This window comes from Methylobacterium sp. J-059 (genome assembly GCF_022829485.1).
GTDB lineage: Bacteria > Pseudomonadota > Alphaproteobacteria > Rhizobiales > Beijerinckiaceae > Methylobacterium.
The window spans coordinates 1-21,481 of sequence record NZ_JAKSYA010000070.1; the positions used below are offsets into that span (position 1 = coordinate 1).

The window sequence follows — 21,481 nt, forward strand, 5'->3', positions numbered from 1 at the left end:
CTGATCATGGCGACGCAGCGTCCGTCGGTGGACGTGATCACCGGGACGATCAAGGCGAACTTCCCGACCCGGATCAGCTTCCAGGTGACGAGCAAGATCGACTCGCGCACGATCCTGGGCGAGATGGGCGCCGAGCAGCTCTTGGGCCAGGGCGACATGCTGTTCATGGCCGGCGGCGGGCGCACGACCCGGGTGCACGGGCCGTTCTGCTCGGATTCGGAGGTCGAGAGCGTGGTCGCCCACCTCAAGCGCCAGGGCCGCCCGGCCTACCTCGAGGCGGTCACCGCCGACGACGGGTCGGAGGATGCCCCCAAGGGGGCCGCCCAGGGCGCCGGCAGGGGCGGCGACGAGCTGGAGCTCGACGGCGCCGTGTTCGACCAGGGCTCGTTCGGCGAAGCCGGCGGCGACCTCTACGACCAGGCGGTGCAGGTGGTGCTTCGCGACAAGAAGGCGTCGACCAGCTACATCCAGCGTCGCCTGCAGATCGGCTACAACCGCGCCGCCTCGATCATGGAGCGCATGGAACAGGAAGGCATCGTCGGCGGCGCCAACCATGCCGGCAAGCGCGAGATCCTGGTCGAGGCCGAAGGCTGAGGCATTCGGAAGGCGGGTGCGTCCGGAAGGCTGAGGCGTCCGGCACCCGCCGCCGATCCCGGCCGCGATCGGATCGTCGTGGCGGGCATTCCCGGCCGAGCCGGCACTGTCCACAGCAGAGTGCGACCGATCGCGGCGGAGTCGGCCGGGATCAGGAACCGCACCGTCTGAGGCCGGTTCCTCCGATCCGGGCGCCAATCTGCCTCCGGCATCGGCAACCGTGCCGCATATTTCATCGTAGACGCGGGATCTCATGCTTTCCTACGCGGACAACCGCGGGTTTTCGCTCGCTCCGGACCTGTCATCCCTGCACGCGGCGCCGCTCCGGCTGCCACGGGACGATGCCGACCATCCGCTGGCGGTGGCGTTCCGGGACTTCATCCGGGCGCAGCCCTTCCCGTGCGTCGGCGCGAAGTCGGCGCTGTCGCGGGGGCGGATGAAGATCGTGGTCGCCCGCGACATCACCTCCGGCTGGGACGACACGCGCATCTACCCGGCGCTGCTCGCCTTCATCGCGCGCTACCGCGCCCAGCCCGACCTGTTCCAGAGCTTCGCCATCGTGTTCGAAGGGCCGGGCGACCTGTCCGAGCAGGCCTTCGAGGAGAACCTGTGGGCGCGGGCCCAGTCGCTCTCCGACAAGGACGGCTTCCTCGGCCAGGCCTACGACCGGCGCGTCTCGGCCGACCCGGAGGACGCGCACTTCTCCCTCAGCTTCGGCGGCGAGGCGTTCTTCATCGTCGGCCTGCATCCGGGCGCGAGCCGGCCGGCCAGGCGCTTCACGTCGCCGGTCCTGGTCTTCAACCTGCACGATCAGTTCGAGCGGCTGCGCGCCGAAGGGCGCTACGAGAAGCTGCGCGAGAACATCCTGGCGCGCGACGCGGCGTTCGCCGGCTCGATCAACCCGATGCTGTCTCGGCACGGCGAGATCTCCGAAGCGCGCCAGTACAGCGGCCGCGCGGTCGACGCCGACTGGGCCTGCCCGTTCAGCGGGCGCACGAAGGGCGGCTCCGATGTCTGAGCCGCATCCGTCCTGCGGCCGTCACACCATCGCGCCGCGCTCGGGGACGGCCTTCACCCTCGACAAGGGCCAGTTCCTGGTGGTCACCGACCCGCAGGGCGAGCAGGTCGCCGACATGCTGGCCTTCCGCCGCGACGACCTCGACGAGGTGATCTCGTCGGGCCGGACGCTGGACTATGCCAGCCGGATCTACCTGACCACGGGCGACCCGCTCTACTCGAACCGCTCCAACGTGATGCTCCGCATCGTCGCGGACACGGTCGGCCGGCACGACTTCCTGCTGACGCCGTGCTCTGCCGACACCTTCCGCATCATCTACGGCGACGCCGAGCCGCACCGCGGCTGCTTCGGCAACCTCGCGGCCGCCCTCGAGCCCTTCGGGATCGGGCCGGACCGGATCCCGGTGGCGTTCAACGTCTTCATGAACGTGACCGTGGACGGGAATACCGGCGCGCTGAAGGTCGAGCCGCCCCTGAGCCGCGCCGGAGATAGGATCGTGTTCGAGGCGATGCAGGACCTGGTGATCGGACTCACCGCCTGCTCGGCGCTGCAATCCAACAACTTCGCTTTCAAGCCGATCCAGTACGAAATCGTGCCGTCCTGGCCCCCGGCGTCCTGACGCCGGGCGGGAACCGTGCGCGCCATCGTGCGTCGCCCTCCGGCGGTCAAGCTCGGCCGCCGGAGGGCTTCGCCATGACCATCTCGATCTCGCACCTGCAGCCGGCCATCGCCATCCTGGCCGGGATCCTGATCCTGATCGCGCCGCGGCTGCTGAACTACATCGTCGCGATCTACCTGATCGCCGTCGGGGTGATTGGCCTCGGCCTGTTCCGCGGTCTATCGTGACGCCGTCAGGCCCGCTCGCGGCTGACAATGAACGCGGAGCGTCACATGCCGGGTGACCCGGCGCGCGGACGTTCATCTTGCGTTGCAACACGGGATGGTCCAACCCGCACCGATGGGCCCGAGGGGCCGGCAAACCCTTCGACGCCGGCTTCCTTTGACGCAAGATCCTTTTGACGCAAGACCCTTGGACGCGAGTCCTCTTGCACGACGGACGGAATCGATATGACGAGCGGCACCGCGAAGTGGGTCTACACCTTCGGCGACGGCAAGGCCGAGGGCAAATCGCAGATGCGCGACCTGCTCGGCGGCAAGGGCGCGAACCTCGCCGAGATGTCCAATCTCGGCCTGCCGGTGCCCCCCGGCTTCACCATCACCACCGAGGTCTGCACCGCCTACTACGAGAACGGCCAGACCTACCCGGCCGAGCTGAAGGCGCAGGTCGCCACCGCCCTCGAGCAGGTCGGCGCGATCACCGGCAAGACCTTCGGCGATGCGGCGAACCCGCTCCTCGTCTCGGTGCGCTCGGGCGCCCGCGCCTCGATGCCGGGCATGATGGACACGGTGCTCAACCTCGGCCTCAACGACGCGACCGTCGCCGCGCTCGCCGAGAGCTCGGGCGACCCGCGCTTCGCCTACGATTCCTACCGCCGCTTCATCACCATGTACTCGAACGTGGTGCTGGGCGTTGAGCACCACGCCTTCGAGGAGGCGCTGGAGCACTACAAGGAGGGCAAGGGCTTCGATCTCGACACCGAGCTCGGTGCCGACGACTGGAAGCACCTCATCGAGAAGTACAAGGCGATCGTCGTCGAGGAGCACGGCTCGCCGTTCCCGCAGGGCGCCGAGGACCAGCTCTGGGGCGCCATCGGCGCGGTGTTCGATTCGTGGATGATCCCACGGGCGAAGAAGTACCGCGAGCTGAACGCCATCCCCGAGAGCTGGGGCACCGCCGTCAACGTCCAGGCCATGGTGTTCGGCAACATGGGCGACACCTCGGCCACCGGCGTCGCCTTCACCCGCAACCCGTCCACCGGCGAGCGCGCGCTCTACGGCGAGTTCCTGATCAACGCGCAGGGCGAGGACGTCGTCGCCGGCATCCGCACCCCGCAGGACATCACCGAGAAGGCCCGGCTCGAGGCCAAGTCCGAGAAGCCGTCGATGGAGCGGGCGATGCCCGAATCCTACGCCGAGCTGACGCGGATCTACGGCATCCTCGAGACCCATTACCGCGACATGCAGGACATGGAGTTCACCATCGAGAGCGGGAAGCTCTGGATGCTCCAGACCCGCAACGGCAAGCGCACCGCCAAGGCGGCGCTCCGCATCGCCGTGGATCTGGCCGGCGAGGGCCTGATCACGCAGGAGGAGGCGATCGCCCGGATCGAGCCCGGCGCGCTCGACCAGCTCTTGCACCCGACGATCGACCCGAAGGCCGAGCGGAAGGTGATCGCGCAGGGGCTGCCGGCCTCGCCGGGCGCCGCCACCGGCGAGATCGTGTTCAACTCCGAGGACGCCGAGACCCTGCGCAAGGCCGAGCGCAAGTGCATCCTCGTGCGCATCGAGACCTCGCCCGAGGACATCCACGGGATGCACGCCTCCGAGGGCATCCTGACCACGCGCGGCGGCATGACCTCCCACGCGGCCGTCGTCGCCCGCGGCATGGGCAAGCCCTGCGTGTCGGGCGTCGGCTCGATCCGGATCGACTACAAGGCGCAGACCCTCACGGTCGGCGGCGTGACGCTGAAGGCCGGCGACCGCATCACCATCGACGGCTCGACGGGGCAGGTGCTGCAGGGCGAGGTGACGATGCTGGCGCCCGAGCTGTCGGGCGACTTCGCCACCCTGATGGGCTGGGCCGACGCGTACCGCACCATGAAGGTGCGCGCCAACGCCGACACGCCGACCGACGCCCGCACCGCCCGCGACTTCGGCGCCGAGGGCATTGGCCTGTGCCGCACCGAGCACATGTTCTTCGAGGGCGACCGCATCATCGCGGTGCGCGAGATGATCCTGGCCGACGACGCGGAGGGGCGCCGCGCGGCGCTCGCCAAGATCCTGCCCTACCAGCGCCAGGACTTCGTCGAGCTGTTCACCATCATGTCGGGCCTGCCCGTCACGATCCGCCTGCTCGACCCGCCGCTGCACGAGTTCCTTCCGCATTCCGACGCCGAGGTGAAGGAGGTGATGGACGCCACCGGCATCGCGGAGGACCGGATCCGCCACCGGATGCGCGAGCTCTCCGAGTTCAACCCGATGCTCGGCTTCCGCGGCTGCCGTCTCGCCATCGCCTTCCCGGAGATCGCGGAGATGCAGGCCCGCGCCATCTTCGAGGCGGCCGTCCAGGCGGCGCAGGAGACCGGCGCGCCGGTCACCCCCGAGGTGATGGTGCCGCTGGTGTTCTCCCGCGCCGAGTTCGACATCGTGAAGGCCCGCATCGACGCGACCGCCAAGGCGGTGTCGGAGGAGACCGGCAAGGCGATCGGCTATCAGGTCGGCACCATGATCGAGCTGCCGCGCGCGGCGCTCAAGGCCAACGAGATCGCGGCGACGGCGGAGTTCTTCTCCTTCGGCACCAACGACCTGACGCAGACGGCGCTCGGCATCTCGCGCGACGACGCGGCGACCTTCCTCGGGCCCTACACCCAGAAGGGCATCCTGGCCGCCGACCCGTTCGTGACCATCGACCAGGAGGGCGTCGGCGAGCTGGTTCGGATCGGCGTCGAGCGCGGCCGCTCGGTCCGCCCCGACATCAAGCTTGGCATCTGCGGCGAGCACGGCGGCGACCCGGCCTCGATCGGCTTCTGCCAGGAGGTCGGCCTCGACTACGTGTCGTGCTCGCCCTACCGCGTGCCGATCGCCCGCCTCGCCGCCGCGCAGGCCGCCCTGGGCAAGGTCTCGGCGAAGGAAGGCTAGGCGCCCGCGAGCGCCGATCTGCGGATTTCGGCGCCGGGTCCTTTTGCTGGGCGGCCCAGCGTCATCATAACGCGCGGAAACGGAACTGCGTTCTCTCTCCCCCCTCTGCGGGGGAGGGTGTGCCTCGCGTCAGGGAGGGTCGGGAGAGGGGAGCGGCCTCTCCGGACAGCGCGCTCCCCTCTCCCAACCCGCTTCGCGGGCCATTCTCCCGCAGAGGGGGGAAGGAAAGGCGCGCGGGGGCCTTGAGCCGATAGGTCGATCCGGTCGCGCGAACGGGTGAGGAAGCCCACCTTGGCGCGCCTGGCGATCCCGCGTTAACCACGCACAAAAAACCTGCGAAAATAACGGAACCGGGCCGGCGAACCTCTGCCGTAGGGCCGCGTTGGATGCTAGTGGCGAACCGAATGCGCGTGAGCGATCGACGGTTCGACCGGGCGTCAGTCATCCGCGGGAACGCCGGCCATGAACGACTCGTCCTCGTCACAGCTTTACCTCGGGGAAAACCCCTGTGCCGTGCGGATTCCGAAGGTTGTCGCGCGGGCGTATCTCTGGCTCGTCGGTGCGGGAACGCTCCTCGGCGTGCTGGTCTTCGCCGTGGCGTCCCAGAGCAGCCTCGACGCGGCGCGCATCGCCGGATCGGACGCCGGGTACGCGGCGACCCTCGTTTCCGCGATGACGGTCAGCCAGGGCCGCCGCCTGCCCTGACGGCGGCGCCAGAGAACCTTACGACATCCTTTAGCGACCGCCGGGAACGGCCCGGGTCGCCGAGCCCGTGAAGCGCGCGGCCGTGAGGTCGTCGCCGGGGCTGCGGCGGCCGAAGCGCGTCGTCACCGTGTCGGGCGACGCGCCGACGACCGCCTCCGGCGCCACGTCCGTACGGGCGCGCGTCTGCGCCACGCGGACCGGGGCGATGCGGCTCGCCGGATGAGCGGCGCCGGACTCGGTCGAGACCGCGGCGAACAGGGCGCGCAGCTGCGCCTTCGCATCGGCGTCGGCCGGGACCAGGGCGTCGACCGGGCGCGCCGCCGCGGGCCGCTCGGTGACGGCGGCGAGGCTCGTGCCCAGGCTGGCCATGCCGACGTTGCCGAGGCCGGCGAACTGCGCCGGGCGCGGCGGCGGCAGGGGCATTGCGAGCGCAGCGGCCGCGACGGCGGTGGCGAATTCGGCGGGCCGGCGCGGCGGCAGCGGCGCCGTCACGTTGGAGATCAGCGCCGCGTCGATCGCCTCCTCCGGCTTCGAGGACGGCGGCTCGGCGGTGAGCAGGGCCCTGGCGTCGCGCCCGTCGCGGCGCAGCATCGCCTCGCGCAGCGCGCCGTCGGCGGCCGGCGCCGCCGGGGCGGCGTAGGCGAGGGCCGCGCGGGTGCCGATGCCGTCTTCCGGGTCGGCGCTCGCCACCGCGACCACCGGCTTCGGCTTCCCGCGCGCCACCGCGACCGGCGCCGGAGCCGGATCGATGCGGCTGCCGAACAGGCCGGCGAGGAACCCGACGAGGCTCGGGCCCTCCTCCTCGTCGGCGGAGGCGATCTGCGAGGACACGCCGAGCACGGTGCCGCCGCGGGCCAGGATCTCGGCGCGGGCCTCCTCGTAGCGCGGGAACGGCCGGTTGTCGGACGCCAGGTGGACGGTCTTGCCGTCGGGGAACAGGCGGGCGAGCTGGTCGTGGCTCATCCGCGGCCACATCCGGACCGAGCCGACGTCGAGATGGACGAAGGGCGAGCCGGCATGCGGATACCAGCCGACGCCGCCGCGCTGCATCTGCAGCCCGACCGCGCGGATCTCGTCGATCGAGACGCCCGGCAGGTAGAAATCCATCGCCTTGCCGAGCATGTGCTGGCTGTACTCGGCCACCGCCTTCGAGCGGCGGCGCAGCATCGCGTTGGTGCCGGGCGAGCGATAGGCCGACACCACGTGGATCGGCTCCGAGGCGCCGACCTGCCGATAGGCCTCCCAGACCGTGTCGAACAGGCGCGGGTCCATCTTGGTCGGCTCGTCGATGCGCCAGTCGCGCAGGAGCCAGTTCAGCTGCTCCAGGGCCGCGCGGTCGTAGCGCCCATCGCGCTTGAACGTGATGGTCGCGCTCTCCTTGGTGTGGGTGTGGAAGATCGTGAGCGAGCGGGTGTCGCCGTTGGCGACCGCATCCTGGGTGCCGGTGGTTCCGGCCGCCAGCGCCAGCGCCATGCCGGACAGGCCGAAGAGGATGCGCCGAAGACGCGAGGGCCGGGGCGTCGTCTGGCTCGGCGTCGGCACGATCGTCTCACCCCTCGGACGCGACCCGCGTTCGGCGCGGAACCATGGTGAACGCAAGGTTGCCGAAAACCGTGAAGACCCGGTTATCGGCGGCCCGAGCCGGACACACGCGATTCCCTTACGGCTAAGTCTGGACCGTGGCGAAATCGTGCCGGCAAGCGCGGCGGCACACGTCGCCGCGGCGGTCGCCCGACGGGTGATGCGAATGGGCCACGGGGCCGGTGCGGGGGCTCCTCACGGACCGCGACCGGCGGGCTGCGGTCACCACCAGCTGCGCGAGACCGGAGCCGGGTTCGGCGTCCACAGGCCGGGCTCGCCGAACTCGGGCGGCGGCGCTTCCGCGGTCGCCCGCACGGCGCGGCGCGGCAGGGCGGCGTGGCGCGGCTTCGCCCGCGGCGGCGGCTGCGGCGCCAGGGCCTCGGCCGTCCGGCGCGTCGGCTCGGACGGCCGGACCGCCGGCGAGACCTTGGCGACCGCACCGCCGCCACCGCCGAGGCCGAGGGCCGCGCGCATCGGTGCATCGTAGCCGTAGAGGTCGGGCAGCGTGCGGTAGCTGCCGCCGTCGTCGACGGTGGCGGTGAAGTAGGCGAGGTGCACCGGCAGCTTGTGCTCCAGGCGGATGGTGCGCTCGCCCTTGCCGACGAGCTTCTTCAGGCGCTCCTCGGTCCAGTTCGGCAGGACCACGTCGGCGAAGCGGAACGGGTCGTCGACGCGGACGCAGCCGTGGCTGAGGGCCCGTTCCGAACGCGAGAACAGCGAGCGGTTCGGCGTGTCGTGCAGGTACACGGCATGCTGGTTGGGGAACATGAACTTGATGAAGCCGAGCGCGTTCTTCTCGCCCGGCGGCTGGCGCAGCGAGACGTGGCCGCCGCGGCGCACGATCTCGTAGCCGCCCCAGGTGCTGCCGCCGTAGCTCGCGATCTTCGGCAGCATCGTCTTCAGGATCGAGGGCGGCACGTACCACGACGGGTTCACCACCGCGTATTCCATCAGCCCCGAGAACAGGGGCGTGCGCGAATCCGGCTTGCCGACGATGACGCGGGCCTCGTCGCGCTGGCGTCCGTCGCGGAACACGCGCAGGCGGAATTCCGGCACGTTGACCAGCACGTAGTCGGGCCCGAGCTCGGTGCCGAGCCAGCGCCAGCGCTCCATGTTGACGATCAGCGCCGCGTCGTCGCCCACCGGCCGCACCGCACTCGCCTGCCTGGCGCCCTGCGCCAGCGCCACCACCGTCTGGACGTTGAGGACGCCGTTGCCGGGCAGGCCGCGGCCGCGCTGGAACTTGGCGACCGCCGCGGCGACGCCGGAATCGTAATCCTCCGGATCGCCCGGGGGGACGTCGAGGGTGCCGGCCTTCCGGCTCTCCAGATCGAAATGGGCGCGCAGCAGGGGCACGCGCGCATCGCGCATGCCGACGCGCAGGGCCGGACCGGGCGGCAGGCGCAGGGTGGTCGCCGGACCCGCATCGTCCGTCGCGGCCGGCGCGCGTGCCACCGACAGGCGGCTCTTGAGGGCGAGATAGCCGGGGGAGCGCGGATTGTAGGCCTGGAGCAGGTCGCCGGCGGTGCCGCCTGCGCCGGCGAGGCTCGCCAGGACCGTGTCGGCGGCCGGCAGATCGAGGGTCGGCGTGATCAGCCGCGAGATCGCGGCCAGGTTGATCCGCCCGCCGCGCGCGTCGCGGGCATAGAGGGCGGCGGCGGCCGAGAGCTTCAGGTCGGCCTCCGCGACGGCGGCCAGATCCTCGGCCTTGGCGGGGCTTTCCGTCTTGCCGGCGGTGTCGGCTTTCCCCGCCTTCGGGAGCGCCGGCACCGGATAGGCGCGGGCGTCGAGGCCGTCCTCGGGCGCCGCCGCGAGGCGTGCGGCGACGGCCTTCGCCGCCGGCGTGTAGGCGCCGTCCACGATCCAGACCGGCTTGAAGGCGCCGAGCGCGTAGAACGCCTGGATCGCCTCGCGCTCCTTCGTCGTCAGGCGGGCGAGCAGCGGGGCAGGCGAGGCCAGGCGGTTGAACACGGCGGCCGCCTGCGGGTCGCTCGGCACGGTGGGCGCCGCGGCGACCGCCGGACGCTCCGGTCCGGGCGCCTCGGTCTGGGCCGGATCGGCCTTCGGCGGCTCGGACGGCGTCACCGCCTCGAGGCCGGTGGCCGGCGGCGGCAGGCTCGGATCCGCGACCGCGGCCGGATCGGATGCGGGCGCCTTACCGGCGGCGACGGCCTTGTCCGGGGTCGCGGTGGCGACGGCGGCGGCGGGCGGGATGTCGTCCAGGCCACCGCGGGCGAAGGCCGCCGTGGAAAGGGCGCCCTGCGCGACGGAGCCGGCCAACAGGACGGCCAGGGCTGCTTTGGCCGAGCGCGAGACGCCCATCTGCGAACCTCCTGGGGACCGACCTCGAGGCCGCCCACAACCTTATCAGTATCGGCGCAAGCCCGGTCGTGCGCAATCGCACCCCCTCCGCTCGCGCCGTCGCGTGCCTGCAAGTGCCTGATGCGCCGAGCCTATCGGTCGGGCGTCGGCCCTCGGGCCGGATCAGGCCGCGGCCTCTTCGGCCTTGTCGTCGCCGTCGAGCCCGAGATCCTTGAGCTTGCGATACAGGGTGGACCGACCGATTCCGAGGCGGCGCGACACCTCCGACATCCGGCCGCGATAGAATTGCAGCGCGAAGCGGATGATCTCGGCCTCCAGCGCATCCATCGGCTTCATCTCGCCGGTGTCCTCGACCACCAGCGACATCGCGTGGGGGTCGCGCACCTCGACGCGGACGATCTCGCGCACCGGCTCGGGCGAATGGGCCGACAGCATCGGCTGCACGGGCGCCGCCGGGATGCGGACGTCGAAGCCCTCGACCTGGGCGGCGATCTGCGGGAACTCGGCCACCGTCAGCTCGTCGCCGTCGGCGAGCACCACCGCGCGGAACAGCGCGTTCTCGAGCTGGCGGACGTTGCCGGGCCAGCCGTATCGGGTCAGCAGCGCCATCGCCTCGGGGGTGATCGCGCGGACGCGCTTGCCTTCCTCGGCCGCGAACCGGGCGCAGAACGAGCGCACCAGGTCGGGCACGTCCTCGCGCCGGGCGCGGAGCGGCGGCAGGGTCATCGGGAAGACGTTGAGGCGATAGTACAGGTCCTCGCGGAAGCGGCCCTCCTTGACGAGGTCGAGCAGCGAGCGGTTCGTCGCCGAGACCAGGCGGATGTCGACGCGCACGCTGCGCTTGCCCCCGACCGGGTCGACCTCGCCCTCCTGCAGCGCGCGCAGCAGCTTCACCTGCGCATCGAGGGGCAGCTCGCCGATCTCGTCGAGGAACAGCGTCCCGCCGGACGCCTCCACGAACTTGCCGGCATGGCGCTCGGTGGCGCCGGTGAAGGCGCCCTTCTCGTGCCCGAACAGGGTCGATTCGACGAGGTTGTCGGGGATCGCCCCGCAATTGACCGTGACGAAGGGCTTTCCGCGCCGCTCGCCCGATCCCTGGATCGCGCGCGCCAGCACCTCCTTGCCGACGCCGGATTCGCCCTCGATCAGCACCGGGATGTTGGATTTCGCGGCGCGTTCGGCGAGCCGGATCACCCGCTCCATGTCGGGCGACTTCGAGGTGAGGTCCTTGAAGCTGAGCGAGCCGGAGGCGCGGCGGCGCATGCGCCGGACCTCCTCCTCCAGGTGGTCGACCCGGAGCGCGTTCTTGATCGAGACCTGCAGCCGCTCGGCGCCGGCGGGCTTGACCACGAAGTCGACGGCGCCGGCGCGCATCGCGGTGACGACGGCGTCGATCGAGCCGTTGGCGGTCTGGACGATGACCGGGGTGTCGAGGCCGGACTTGCGCATCTCGGCGAGCACGCCGAGGCCGTCGAGGCCGCCGGGCATGACGAGGTCGAGCAGCACCACGTCGATCTCGGGCTGGGTCCGCAGCAGCGCGAGCGCGTCCGCACCGTTCTCCGCGAGCTTCGCCTCGAAGCCGAAGCGGCGCACCGTCGCCTCGGCGAGACGACGCTGAACGGGATCGTCGTCGACGATCAGGACCGTTGTCGCCATGCGGGCTTTTCCTCGCTGCCGCGGGTCGACCGCGGCGCCGGACCTCGCGGGACCCGGCACCCGGCACGACCGGCGGGTGTTTCGTTTCGAGCCGGAGCGTCGCCCAGATGCGTAAAGCCCCGCTTAACGACGACGGGAGATTTGCCGCAGGCGCCGCTTGCATCGCCGGCGGCCGCCGAATTCGGTTGAACGCCGTCGATCGCGCTCGATATGAGGCGGGAAGGGCCCGTCGGGCCCCGCGCGGGCGACACGCCGGCAACGAACCGAGGATCCATGCGAGGAATCATGTCCGCCCGAGCCTTCGCCCCCGCAGGGTCGCCCCTCCGGAGCGCCGAGGGCGCCTCCGCGGCGCGTGCCGCGGCCCACGCGGTCGATCTCGGGCCGCTTCCCGAATGGGACCTCGCCGACCTGTATTCCGGCCTGGACGCGCCGGACTTCCGCCGCGACCTCGCGAAGGCGGAAACGGATTGCCGTTCGTTCTCCGAGACCTACGCCGGGAAGATCGCACAGCTCGCGAGCGGGCCCGACGCCTCGGGCAAGCTCGCCGCCGCGGTCGCAGCCTACGAGGCGATCGAGGAGCTGCTCGGCCGCCTGATGTCCTATGCCGGGCTGGTCTATTCCGGCGACACCACCGACGAGGCGCGGGCGAAGTTCTACGGCGACACCCGCGAGCGCCTCACCGACGCCTCCGGAAACCTGCTGTTCTTCGCGCTCGAGCTCAACCGGATCGAGGACGGGGTTCTCGACGTGGCGATGTCCGCCGGGCCGCTCGCTCGCTACGCCCCGTGGATCGAGGATCTGCGCCGCGAAAAGCCGTTCCAGCTCGAGGACCGGATCGAGAAGCTGTTCCTGGAGAAATCCGTCACCGCGAACGCGGCCTGGGACCGCCTGTTCAACGAGACCATCGCGGCCCTGCGCTTCCCCGTCCAGGGGGAGCGGCTGCCCCTGGAGCCGACGCTGAACAAGCTCCAGGACCCGGACGGCGAGGTCCGCCGAGAGGCGGCCGGGGCGCTGAGCGAGGTGTTCCGCGAGAACCTGCGGGTGTTCACGCTGATCACCAACACGCTGGCCAAGGACAAGGAGATCTCGGACCGCTGGCGCGGCTTCAAGGACGTGGCGGATGCCCGCCACCTCTCGAACCGCGTCGAGCCCGAGGTGGTCGCGGCGCTGGTCGATGCCGTTCGCGAGGCCTATCCGCGGCTCTCGCACCGCTACTACCGGCTGAAGGCCAAGTGGTTCGGCGTCGAGGCGCTGCCCTACTGGGACCGCAACGCGCCGCTGCCGAAGGTCGAGCAGCGCACCATCCCGTGGACCGAGGCGCGCGACACGGTGCTCGACGCCTACGGCGCGTTCTCGCCGAAGATGGCCGGCATCGCGCGGGACTTCTTCGACCGGCGCTGGATCGACGCGCCGACGCGGCCCGGCAAGGCGCCCGGCGCCTTCGCGCACCCGACGGTGCCTTCGGTCCACCCCTACGTGCTGGTCAACTACCAGGGCAAGCCGCGGGACGTGATGACCCTCGCGCACGAGCTCGGCCACGGCGTGCACCAGGTGCTGGCCGGCCACAACGGCGCGCTGATGGCGCCGACGCCGCTGACCCTGGCCGAGACCGCCAGCGTGTTCGGCGAGATGCTGACCTTCCGGCGCCTGCTCGCGGCGACGACCAACACGACCCAGCGCCGGGCGATGCTGGCCGCCAAGGTCGAGGACATGATCAACACGGTGGTGCGCCAGATCGCGTTCTACTCCTTCGAGCGCAAGGTCCACCTCGCGCGCGCCGAGGGCGAGCTCACCGCGGAGCAGATCAACGGCCTGTGGATGTCGGTGCAGGCCGAATCGCTCGGCCCGGCGATCACGCTCGATACCGGATACGAGCCGTTCTGGGCCTACATCCCGCACTTCATCCACTCTCCGTTCTACGTCTACGCCTACGCCTTCGGCGACTGCCTGGTGAACTCGCTCTACGGGGTCTACGCGAAGGCGGAGGGCGGCTTCGTCGAGCGCTACTTCGCCCTGCTCTCGGCCGGCGGCTCGAAGCCCTACGGCGAGCTCCTGGCCCCGTTCAGCCTCGACGCCCGCGATCCCGGCTTCTGGCAGATCGGCCTTGGCATGATCGAGGGCATGATCGCGGAGCTGGAGGGGATGGAATCCGAGGCCTGAACGCCAGGGCCCTCCCGCGGTCGACACGCATGAAAAGACCCGCGACGGAGTGCCCCGTCGCGGGTCTTTTCGGTCTCGGTTCCGGCCGCGATCAGACGGCGGCGACGTCGACCCGGATGTTGCCGCGGGTGGCGTGCGAGTACGGGCAGACCACGTCGGCGCGCTTCACGAGGTCGGCGGCCTTCTCGGCATCGATGCCCGGCAGGCTGGCCTTGAGGCTGACGGTCAGGCCGAAGCCGGTGCCGTCGTCGCGCTTGCCGATGCCGACCTCGGCGTCGACGCGGGCGTCCTCGGGCACCTTCACCTTGTCCTGGGCGGCGACGAACTTGATCGCGCCCAGGAAGCAGGCGGCGTAGCCGGCGGCGAAGAGCTGCTCGGGGTTGCTGCCCGGGCCGCCGTTGCCGCCGAGCTCCTTCGGGGTCGAGAGGCCGACGCCGAGACGGCTGTCGTCGGTCGCGGCGGATCCTTCGCGGCCGCCGGTGGCGTGGGCGTGGGCGGTGTAGAGAGCCTGCATCGTCGTCTCCTGTCGGCGTTGGGAATCACGCACCCGCTCGCGGGCGATCGATGACCCTTCATCCCACGAAACTAGGTTGCGCGCAACCGATGTCGCGCGTTCAGTAGATCTCGAACAGGCCGGCCGCGCCCATGCCGCCGCCCACGCACATCGTGACCACGCCGTACTTGGCGCCCCGGCGGCGCCCCTCGATCAGCAGGTGCCCGGTCATGCGCGCGCCGGACATGCCGTAGGGATGGCCGATCGCGATCGCGCCGCCGTCGACGTTGAGGCGCTCGTCGGGAATGCCGAGGCGGTCGCGGCAATACAGGACCTGGACCGCGAAGGCCTCGTTCAGCTCCCACAGGTCGATGTCGCCGACGGTGAGCCCGTGCTGCTCCAGAAGCTTGGGCACGGCGAAGACCGGGCCGATGCCCATCTCGTCGGGCGCGCACCCGGCCACCGCCATGCCGCGATAGGCGCCGAGCGGCTGCAGCCCGCGCCGCTCGGCCTCCCGCGCCTCCATCAGCACGCAGGCCGAGGCGCCGTCCGAGAGCTGGCTCGCGTTGCCGGCGGTGATGAACGCGCCCTCGGCGACGGCCTGCCCGTTGCGGAACACCGGCTTCAGGGCGGAAAGGTCCTCGAGCCGGGTCTGCGGCCGGTTGCCCTCGTCCTGCGAGAGCGTCACCGCGCGCTTCGTCACGGCACCGGTCGCCTTGTCGACGACCGCCATCTCGGTCGCCAGCGGCACGATCTCGTCGGCGAAGCGCCGGTTGGCCTGGGCCTCGGCGGTGCGGTGCTGCGACTGCAGCGCGTAGCGGTCCTGCGCCTCCCGATCGATGCCGTAGCGGGCGGCGACGATCTCGGCGGTCTCCAGCATCGACATGTAGACGTGCGGGGCCATCGCGTTGAGCGCCGCATCCTCGGCGCGGAAGCGGTTCAGGTGCTCGTTCTGGACGAGCGAGATCGATTCGAGGCCGCCGCCGATCGCGGCCTGCATGCCGTCGACGACGATCTGCTTCGCCGCGGTGGCGATCGCCATCAACCCCGAGGCGCATTGCCGGTCGACGCTCATCCCCGCCACCGAAGCCGGGAGCCCGGCCCGCAGGGCGGATTGCCGCGCGATGTTGGTGCCGGTGGAGCCCTGCTGCAGGGCGGCCCCGAGGATCACGTCGCCGATCAGCGTGCCGGCTTCCTCCGGCGCGATGCCGGCGCGGGAGAGCGCGTGGGCGATCGCGTGGCCGCCGAGCGCCTGCGCCTGGGTGTCGTTGAAGGCGCCGCGATAGGCCTTGCCGATCGGGGTCCGCGCGGTCGAGACGATGACGGCTTCACGCATGGTGTGCTGGTCCTTGGCGGGGCCGATCCCGCCCGTATCGGGAAGACAGGCGGTGTGCCGGATCCGGCCGGCCGGCTCAACCGCGCGCGGCGAGCCCGAAGATCGCGCGCGCCTCGGCCGGGCTCGCCGGTGCGCAGTCGATGAGCGACAGCAGCGTCACCGCCTTCTCGACGAGCGCGGCGTTGCTCGGCGCCAGGCGTCCGCGGGCGAGGTAGAGGTTGTCCTCCAGGCCGACCCGGACGTTGCCGCCCATGCTGGCGGCGAGCGCCACCATCGGGAACTCGGCCCGGCCGATGCCGAAGGCCGACCAGACCGCGTCGGCGGGCAGGCGCGCGCGCATCTGCACTAGGGTCTCGGGGTCGGCCGGCGCCCCCCACGGGATGCCCAGGCAGATCTGGAACAGCGGCGGGGCGGCGAGATGCCCCTCGGCGATGAGGTGGCGGGCGAGCGCGATGTGGCCGAGGTCGAACACCTCGATCTCCGGCCGCACGCCGGCGGCGCGGATCGCCTCGGCCATGGCGCGCAGGTGCGCCGGGGTGTTGAGGAACAGGTTCTCGCCGAAGTTCATCGTCGCGACGTCGAGGGTGCAGAGCTCCGGCCTGAGCGCGCTCACGTGGCGGGTGCGCACCGCCGGGGTCTCGAAGAGGGTGCCAAGCCCCGCCGCGGCCGGATCGGACGCGCCCGGCACGAAGCGTCCGCCGGCGCCCGTGGTCAGGTTGAGGATCACGTCGGCGTTGCGCTCGCGGATGCGCTCCACCACCTCGCGGTAATGCGCGAGCTCCATGCTCGGCGCCGCGGTCTCGGGGTGGCGGACGTGGACGTGCACCACCGCGGCGCCGGCCTCGGCCGCCTCGAGCGCCGAGCGGGCGATGGCCTCCGGGCTGACCGGCACCGCCGGGTTCTTCGACGGCGTGTCGAACGAGCCCGTCAGGGCGCAGGTGATCACGGTCTTCTGCGACATCGCCGTCTCCTCAGATCATCCCGCCGTCGACCACCAGCGTCTCGCCGGTGATGTAGGCCCCGCCGGCGGCGAGGAAGAACATCGCCTCGGCGATGTCCTCGGGCTCGGCCAGGCGCGCCATCAGGGTGTTGGCGACGGTCGCCGCCTTGCGCGCCTCGGGCCAGTTCGCGGTCCAGGGCGTGGCCACGAGGCCCGGCGCGACCGCGTTGACGCGGATCTCGGGGGCGAGCGCCCGGGCGAGCGAGCGCGTCAGGTTCACGAGCCCGGCCTTGCTCGCCGAGTAGGCGATGCTGGAGCCGCGCCGCCCGAGGCCGGCGACCGAGGCGGTGTTGACGATGGCGCCGCGGCGCGCCCGCAGGGCGGGGGCGGCGGCCCGCGCGCAGCGATAGGGGCCGACGAGGTTGGTCGACAGGATCGAATCCCAGAAATCCTCGGTCATCGCGTCGAGGTCCTCGAAGGCGATCGGCGCCTGCGTGCCCGAGGTGCCGGCATTGTTGATCAGCACGTCTAGGCCGCCGAGCGTCGCGATCGCCTCGGCCACCATCGCCTCCGCCTCGCCTGCGCGGGAGACGTCGCCGGCGACCGCCGTGACGAAGAGACCGTCCGCGCGCAGACGCCCGGCGGCCTCCGGGCCGCGTGGGTCGTCCGCGAGGTGGTTCAGGGCGACCGCGGCCCCGTTGCGCGCGAACAGCGTGGCGGCGGCCAGGCCGATGCCGGAGGACGCCCCGGTGACGAGGACGGCTTTGCCGCGAAGGTCGGCGCCGATCATGGTGTGCTCCCGTCTGCGAGCGGAGGTCGGCGGCGGACGCTCACGTGCCCTCCATCCGGCCGATGCCGCGCATCGCCGCCTTGAGGGCGAGCAGCTTGCGGTCGCGCTCGCGGAACAGCTCCGCCGGGTCGCGGCCGCCCCAGTCGAAGTAGCCGCGCCCGGCCATCACCCCGGTCCGGCCCTCGGCGCAGAGGGCGTCGAGGCTGCCCGACCGGGTGCGCGGCGGGGGCGGGGCGTAGCTCGCGTTGGCGAGCGCCCGGCGCTGCAGGTCGAGACCGGTGAAGTCCGCCTTGGCAAGGTGGCCGAGAATCGGGATGCGCAGCGAGAGCCCGTGCACGATGGCGTCGTCGATCTCGCGCGGGGTGGCGTAGCCTTCGTCGAGGAGGTAGTGCACCTCGGCGGTGATCGCCGACTGGATGCGGTTGGCGACGTAGCCCGGCACGAAGCGCTTGAGGACGATCGGCACCTGGCCGAGCCCGACGACGAGGTCGCGGATCTCGGCCACCACCTCCGGCCGCGTCTCGGGACCCGGCACCACGTCGACGAGATCGATGATGTAGGGGGGCGTGTACCAGTGCGCGACGAGGGCGCGCGGCTGCCGCCCGACCGGGATCAGCGGGAAGACGTCGAGGTAGCTGGTGTTGCTGGCGATCACCGCGTCGGCGGCGCAGAGCCCGTCGAGCTCGGAGAACAGCGTGCGCTTCGCCTCCGGGTCCTCGGTGATCGCCTCGACGACGAGGCTCGCCCCATCGACCGTGGCCGCGAGGTCCGGCGAGAGCCGCACGGCCGCGGCGAGGCGGTCGGCGGTCCACCCGTCCGGCGCGGCGCCGGCTTCCGCCAAGGTCGCGAGCGCGGAGGCCATCAGGGCGGGCACCGCATCAAGGGTCTCGGCGCGGCTGTCCGTGAGGCGGACGGCATGGCCGCCGAGCGCCAGGACCAGGGCGATGCCGTGACCCATCAGCCCGGCCCCGACGACGGCGATCTCGGCCATGATGTCCTCCTCCGGTCAGACGGTGGCGATCGGCGTCGCCGGCGAGCCGACGGCGCCGGGAAGCCGCAGGGGCGGCGCGGTGAGCAGGAAGCGATGGCGCCCGTTCGCCCTGAGCCAGGCCGCCAACGGGGTCAGGTGCCAGAGCTCGCCCAGCGGCAGCCCGAGCTTGAACAGGCAGTGCTCGTGCAGCGGCAGGATCGCGCAGCACGCCCCGCCCGGCCGCGCCGGATAGGCCTCGACCGCGTAGTTGTCGGCGGCGAGCGCGGAGAGCCCGCTGTCGGTGATCCAGGCGAGCAGCCTCGCGTCGCGGCCATCGAGGACGGCGCTGATGCGGTGGACCTCCTGCGGGTCCGGATGCCCGGCCCAGGCGAGGAGCCGGTCGGCGAAGCCGGTATGCAGGCAGACCATGTCGCCGGGCTCGACCGCGACCCCGTCGGCTTCCAGGATCCGCATCAGGGCGTCGTAGCCGACGAGCGTGCGGGCGTCGCCGTGATGCGCCCGCAGGTCGACCATCACGCCACGGCCCTGCATGCCGTGCTCGGCCAAGCGCTCGATGCCGAGGCGGTGCGCGCGCGACGGGGCCTCGACCTCGGCCACCTCGCTCGGACCCGTCACGTCGAGGCCGCCGCGGAAACCGTTGTAGTAGACGGGTTTCGGCGTTCCGTCCCCGTCGGCGTCGAACAGACCGCCGACATGGGCGAGGCTGTCCCACTGCGTCGAGTATTGCAGATAGAGCATCACCCAGTCGTCGCAGATCACGTCGGTGGCGCCGTCGACCTCCTCGCAGACCCGGAAGTTGGTCACAGGCCGGCCGTTGGCCCGGACCGTCGGGCTGAGGCGCGGCGGGTGGCGGCGCTGGTTCAGGACGTTGCCGCCGGGCAGGTCGAGGGGCAGGCTGAGGCAGAAGGTCCGGCCCACGCGGACCTCCGCGACGCCCTGGAGCACCTTGGCCGCATCGAGCCCGTTGACGCGGCCGAGTTGGTCCTCAGGGCCGTAATCGCCCCAGGTCGAGCCCTCGGGCCGGCGGCGCCAGCGCGGCTCGGTCATCGGCGCGTCCTGCCGGTATCAGTTCTGCCCTCGCAGATCCGGGGCGCGGCGGGTGCCGGAGCCGGGCGCATGCGTCCATCCCTGAAGGCGGATCCTTGGCGGATCCCGTTGGCCGCATCGTCCGTCCGGCCATACCGGTCTGTCAACGACCGGGTCGCGGCCGGAGCGACGAAGCCGGGCGGATTTGTCAGGGCGCGCGAGCGCCCGCATACCGGACCTTCGAAACGGGCGAGGGCCGGAGCAGCCGATGCGCGAGCAGGATACGATCTTCGGAGCCGACATCCCGTTTGCGCGGCTCTGCGGCGTCGAGGCGCTCGGCTATGCCGAGGGACGCACCCGGCTGCGGCTGAGGTTGCGCGACGACCACGGCAACAACCTCGGCATCGCCCATGGCGGCGTGATCTGCACGCTCCTCGACATCGCCATGGGGACGGCGGCGCGGCTCGCCGCCGGGCGGCCGGTGCTCACCCTCGACATGCAGACCCGCTTCCTCGCCCCCGGCCGCGGCTTGCTGCTCGCCGAAGGGTTCGTCGTGCGCGGCGGGCGTTCGGTGCTGTTCTGCGAGGCGGAGATCCGCGGGGAGGGCGGCGATCTGGTGGCGACGGCGAGCGGCCTGTTCAAGCCTGCCCGCAGCGAGCCGGCGCCTGCGGCGTAAGGCGGGCGCGACCATCGACGAAAGCGGCCGCCGCCGACACGAAAAAGCCCCGGACGCATGCGCCCGGGGCTTCATCGCAACCTTGCAAGGGGCCGGAGGGATCACCCTCCGGCGAAGACCTTAGAGGCCGCCGAACTTGTAGTTGAAGCCAGCGCGGATGATGCTGCCCTCGGTGCGGAAGCGCGAGATGTAGCCGGCGCCCGGGCCGACACCGTTGAACGAGCCGACGATGACGTTGCGGCTGCCGAGGTCGTAGTGGAGGTACTCGGCCTTGATCGTCACGGCGTCGTACTTCAGGCCGAGATACTTCGCGAAGGCGAAGGTGTTCAGGAAGCTGTCGGTCGGGATCGCGTACTCGACGCCGCCGCCGTAGGCGTAACCGGTCTCGAGGTTGTTGGTGCGGCCGGCGAAGGCGAGGGCGCCGCCGGGGGTGTAAAAGTTGGCGTCGTACTGGACCTCGCCGAAGGCGAAGCCGCCGGTCCCGTAGACCATGAACCGGTCGAAGGCGTAGCCGACGCGGCCGGTGACGGTGCCGAGATATTCCAGGCTCTGGCGGAAGTAGTTCGGGTTCGGCGCGCCGCCGACGACGCTCGGAGCGTCGAGGCTGAAGCGGCCCTTGTGGATGTCGGTCCAGTCGACGCTGACGGCGCCGCCGAGGACGAAGCCGGAGCCCGGGGTGAACTGATAGTTGTAGCCCGCGGTGCCGCCGATCTTGCCGATGCCGTCGGTCTCGGTGGTGGCCAGCGGCGGACGACGCAGGGCCTGCACGTTGGCGACGTTCGCGGGCGAGATGCCGGTGGTGGTGATCCGCTGGCGGTCGGTGAAGGTGTAGGTCGACTCGAGGCCGGCGTAGAAGCCGGTCCAGGTGAAGACCGGGATCGGGGTGAAGACCGGCGGGGGCTCGCGGCGCGGCAGGTCGGCGGCGGAGGCGACGGCGGTCATGCCGGCCAGCACGGTCGAGGCGAGGAGAAGCTTCTTCGTCATGTGAGGGGTACCTGAAGACTGTCCCGAATGGCTCTGGCCCCACTTAAGCGTAAGCATGCCCGGGCAACTATGCCCGCCGTGCCACAGTGCGGCCCAAATGCAGCGGTGGCGCCACGGACGACCTTGCCCGACCGAATCGCCGCCGGCCTGCCCCGTCGGGCCGGCGGCGGGCGCGGCCGGGGCGCCGGCCCTTGATCAAAGGACGGCGAGCCTCTAATCCGACCGCGCCTTTCGCCGGGGCTCCCCCGCGAGCCGGGCGAGAGTCGAGATCGGGTGCGCCCGTGCGCGGGCCCTGCCGCAGGAACGGGAACCATGGCCAAAGAGAAGTTTGCCCGCACGAAGCCGCACTGCAACATCGGCACGATCGGTCACGTTGACCACGGCAAGACGTCGCTGACGGCGGCGATCACGAAGGTCTTGGCGGAGTCCGGCGGGGCGACGTTCACGGCC

General features: G+C 71.6%; 19 protein-coding genes. 9 read left to right on the top strand and 10 right to left on the bottom strand.

The window, feature by feature from the left end; translation table 11 throughout:
* From MKK55_RS08300 to MKK55_RS08325, 6 genes are all read left to right on the top strand, one after another.
* Positions 1 to 594 (top strand): DNA translocase FtsK (locus MKK55_RS08300; protein ID WP_279596068.1); only part of this gene is annotated, 594 nt, incomplete at its 5' end.
* Between the two features lie 253 nt (positions 595 to 847).
* The gene (gene gntA, locus MKK55_RS08305; protein WP_243934157.1) at positions 848 to 1,612 is read left to right on the top strand and encodes a guanitoxin biosynthesis heme-dependent pre-guanitoxin N-hydroxylase GntA; all 765 of its coding nucleotides are present in this window, start codon (positions 848 to 850) and stop codon (positions 1,610 to 1,612) included.
* Positions 1,605 to 2,231 carry a DUF1989 domain-containing protein gene (locus MKK55_RS08310; RefSeq protein ID WP_243934160.1) on the top strand — a complete coding sequence of 209 codons (627 nt, stop codon included), beginning with the start codon at positions 1,605 to 1,607 and terminating at the stop codon, positions 2,229 to 2,231. The genes gntA and MKK55_RS08310 overlap by 8 nt, the downstream gene beginning before the upstream one ends.
* A gap of 74 nt (positions 2,232 to 2,305) precedes the next feature.
* The gene (locus MKK55_RS08315; protein WP_147727954.1) at positions 2,306 to 2,458 is read left to right on the top strand and encodes a DUF3096 domain-containing protein; all 153 of its coding nucleotides are present in this window, start codon (positions 2,306 to 2,308) and stop codon (positions 2,456 to 2,458) included.
* Between the two features lie 222 nt (positions 2,459 to 2,680).
* Entirely contained in the window at positions 2,681 to 5,371 is a 2,691-nt protein-coding gene (gene ppdK / locus MKK55_RS08320) for a pyruvate, phosphate dikinase (protein WP_147727953.1), read from the top strand.
* A gap of 513 nt (positions 5,372 to 5,884) precedes the next feature.
* Entirely contained in the window at positions 5,885 to 6,076 is a 192-nt protein-coding gene (locus tag MKK55_RS08325; RefSeq protein ID WP_243934162.1) for a hypothetical protein, read from the top strand.
* Between the two features lie 30 nt (positions 6,077 to 6,106).
* Here MKK55_RS08325 and MKK55_RS08330 read toward each other — a convergent pair whose 3' ends face one another.
* From MKK55_RS08330 to MKK55_RS08340, 3 genes are all read right to left on the bottom strand, one after another.
* Entirely contained in the window at positions 6,107 to 7,549 is a 1,443-nt protein-coding gene (locus MKK55_RS08330; protein WP_243934178.1) for a DUF882 domain-containing protein, read from the bottom strand.
* A gap of 330 nt (positions 7,550 to 7,879) precedes the next feature.
* Complete coding sequence (locus MKK55_RS08335) at positions 7,880 to 9,979, bottom strand: murein L,D-transpeptidase (protein WP_243934164.1); 2,100 nt, start codon at positions 9,977 to 9,979, stop codon at positions 7,880 to 7,882.
* Positions 9,980 to 10,141: 162 nt separating this feature from the next.
* Positions 10,142 to 11,635: a sigma-54-dependent transcriptional regulator gene (locus MKK55_RS08340; RefSeq protein WP_147726263.1), complete on the bottom strand. Its 1,494-nt coding sequence runs from the start codon at positions 11,633 to 11,635 to the stop codon at positions 10,142 to 10,144.
* Between the two features lie 285 nt (positions 11,636 to 11,920).
* Between MKK55_RS08340 and MKK55_RS08345 the strand changes: the two genes are divergently transcribed.
* Complete coding sequence (locus MKK55_RS08345; protein ID WP_243934166.1) at positions 11,921 to 13,795, top strand: M3 family oligoendopeptidase; 1,875 nt, start codon at positions 11,921 to 11,923, stop codon at positions 13,793 to 13,795.
* Between the two features lie 91 nt (positions 13,796 to 13,886).
* Here the strand turns inward: MKK55_RS08345 and MKK55_RS08350 are convergent, their stop codons facing one another.
* The 6 genes from MKK55_RS08350 to MKK55_RS08375 all read right to left on the bottom strand — a co-directional run bounded on the left by MKK55_RS08350 (position 13,887) and on the right by MKK55_RS08375 (position 19,392).
* The gene (locus MKK55_RS08350; RefSeq protein ID WP_147726259.1) at positions 13,887 to 14,309 is read right to left on the bottom strand and encodes an organic hydroperoxide resistance protein; all 423 of its coding nucleotides are present in this window, start codon (positions 14,307 to 14,309) and stop codon (positions 13,887 to 13,889) included.
* A gap of 100 nt (positions 14,310 to 14,409) precedes the next feature.
* On the bottom strand, positions 14,410 to 15,624 hold the full coding sequence (locus MKK55_RS08355) for an acetyl-CoA C-acyltransferase (protein ID WP_243934168.1): 1,215 nt from the start codon (positions 15,622 to 15,624) through the stop codon (positions 14,410 to 14,412).
* 76 nt (positions 15,625 to 15,700) lie between these two features.
* The gene (locus tag MKK55_RS08360; protein WP_243934170.1) at positions 15,701 to 16,585 is read right to left on the bottom strand and encodes a 3-keto-5-aminohexanoate cleavage protein; all 885 of its coding nucleotides are present in this window, start codon (positions 16,583 to 16,585) and stop codon (positions 15,701 to 15,703) included.
* A 10-nt stretch (positions 16,586 to 16,595) separates the two neighbouring features.
* Positions 16,596 to 17,354 (bottom strand): SDR family NAD(P)-dependent oxidoreductase, encoded by a 759-nt coding sequence (locus MKK55_RS08365; protein ID WP_243934172.1) that lies wholly within the window; start codon positions 17,352 to 17,354, stop codon positions 16,596 to 16,598.
* 40 nt (positions 17,355 to 17,394) lie between these two features.
* Positions 17,395 to 18,345, bottom strand: a complete 951-nt coding sequence (locus tag MKK55_RS08370) for a 3-hydroxyacyl-CoA dehydrogenase family protein (protein ID WP_243934174.1) — start codon at positions 18,343 to 18,345, stop codon at positions 17,395 to 17,397.
* A gap of 15 nt (positions 18,346 to 18,360) precedes the next feature.
* Positions 18,361 to 19,392, bottom strand: coding sequence for a cyclase family protein (locus tag MKK55_RS08375; protein WP_243934176.1), 1,032 nt, complete (start codon positions 19,390 to 19,392; stop codon positions 18,361 to 18,363).
* Positions 19,393 to 19,639: 247 nt separating this feature from the next.
* Between MKK55_RS08375 and MKK55_RS08380 the strand changes: the two genes are divergently transcribed.
* Positions 19,640 to 20,047, top strand: coding sequence for a PaaI family thioesterase (locus MKK55_RS08380; protein WP_243934177.1), 408 nt, complete (start codon positions 19,640 to 19,642; stop codon positions 20,045 to 20,047).
* A gap of 120 nt (positions 20,048 to 20,167) precedes the next feature.
* Here MKK55_RS08380 and MKK55_RS08385 read toward each other — a convergent pair whose 3' ends face one another.
* The gene (locus MKK55_RS08385) at positions 20,168 to 21,031 is read right to left on the bottom strand and encodes an outer membrane protein (protein WP_147726252.1); all 864 of its coding nucleotides are present in this window, start codon (positions 21,029 to 21,031) and stop codon (positions 20,168 to 20,170) included.
* Between the two features lie 312 nt (positions 21,032 to 21,343).
* On the opposite strand from MKK55_RS08385, the gene MKK55_RS08390 reads away from it, so the two are divergent.
* Positions 21,344 to 21,481 (top strand): GTP-binding protein (locus MKK55_RS08390; RefSeq protein WP_243934179.1); only part of this gene is annotated, 138 nt, incomplete at its 3' end.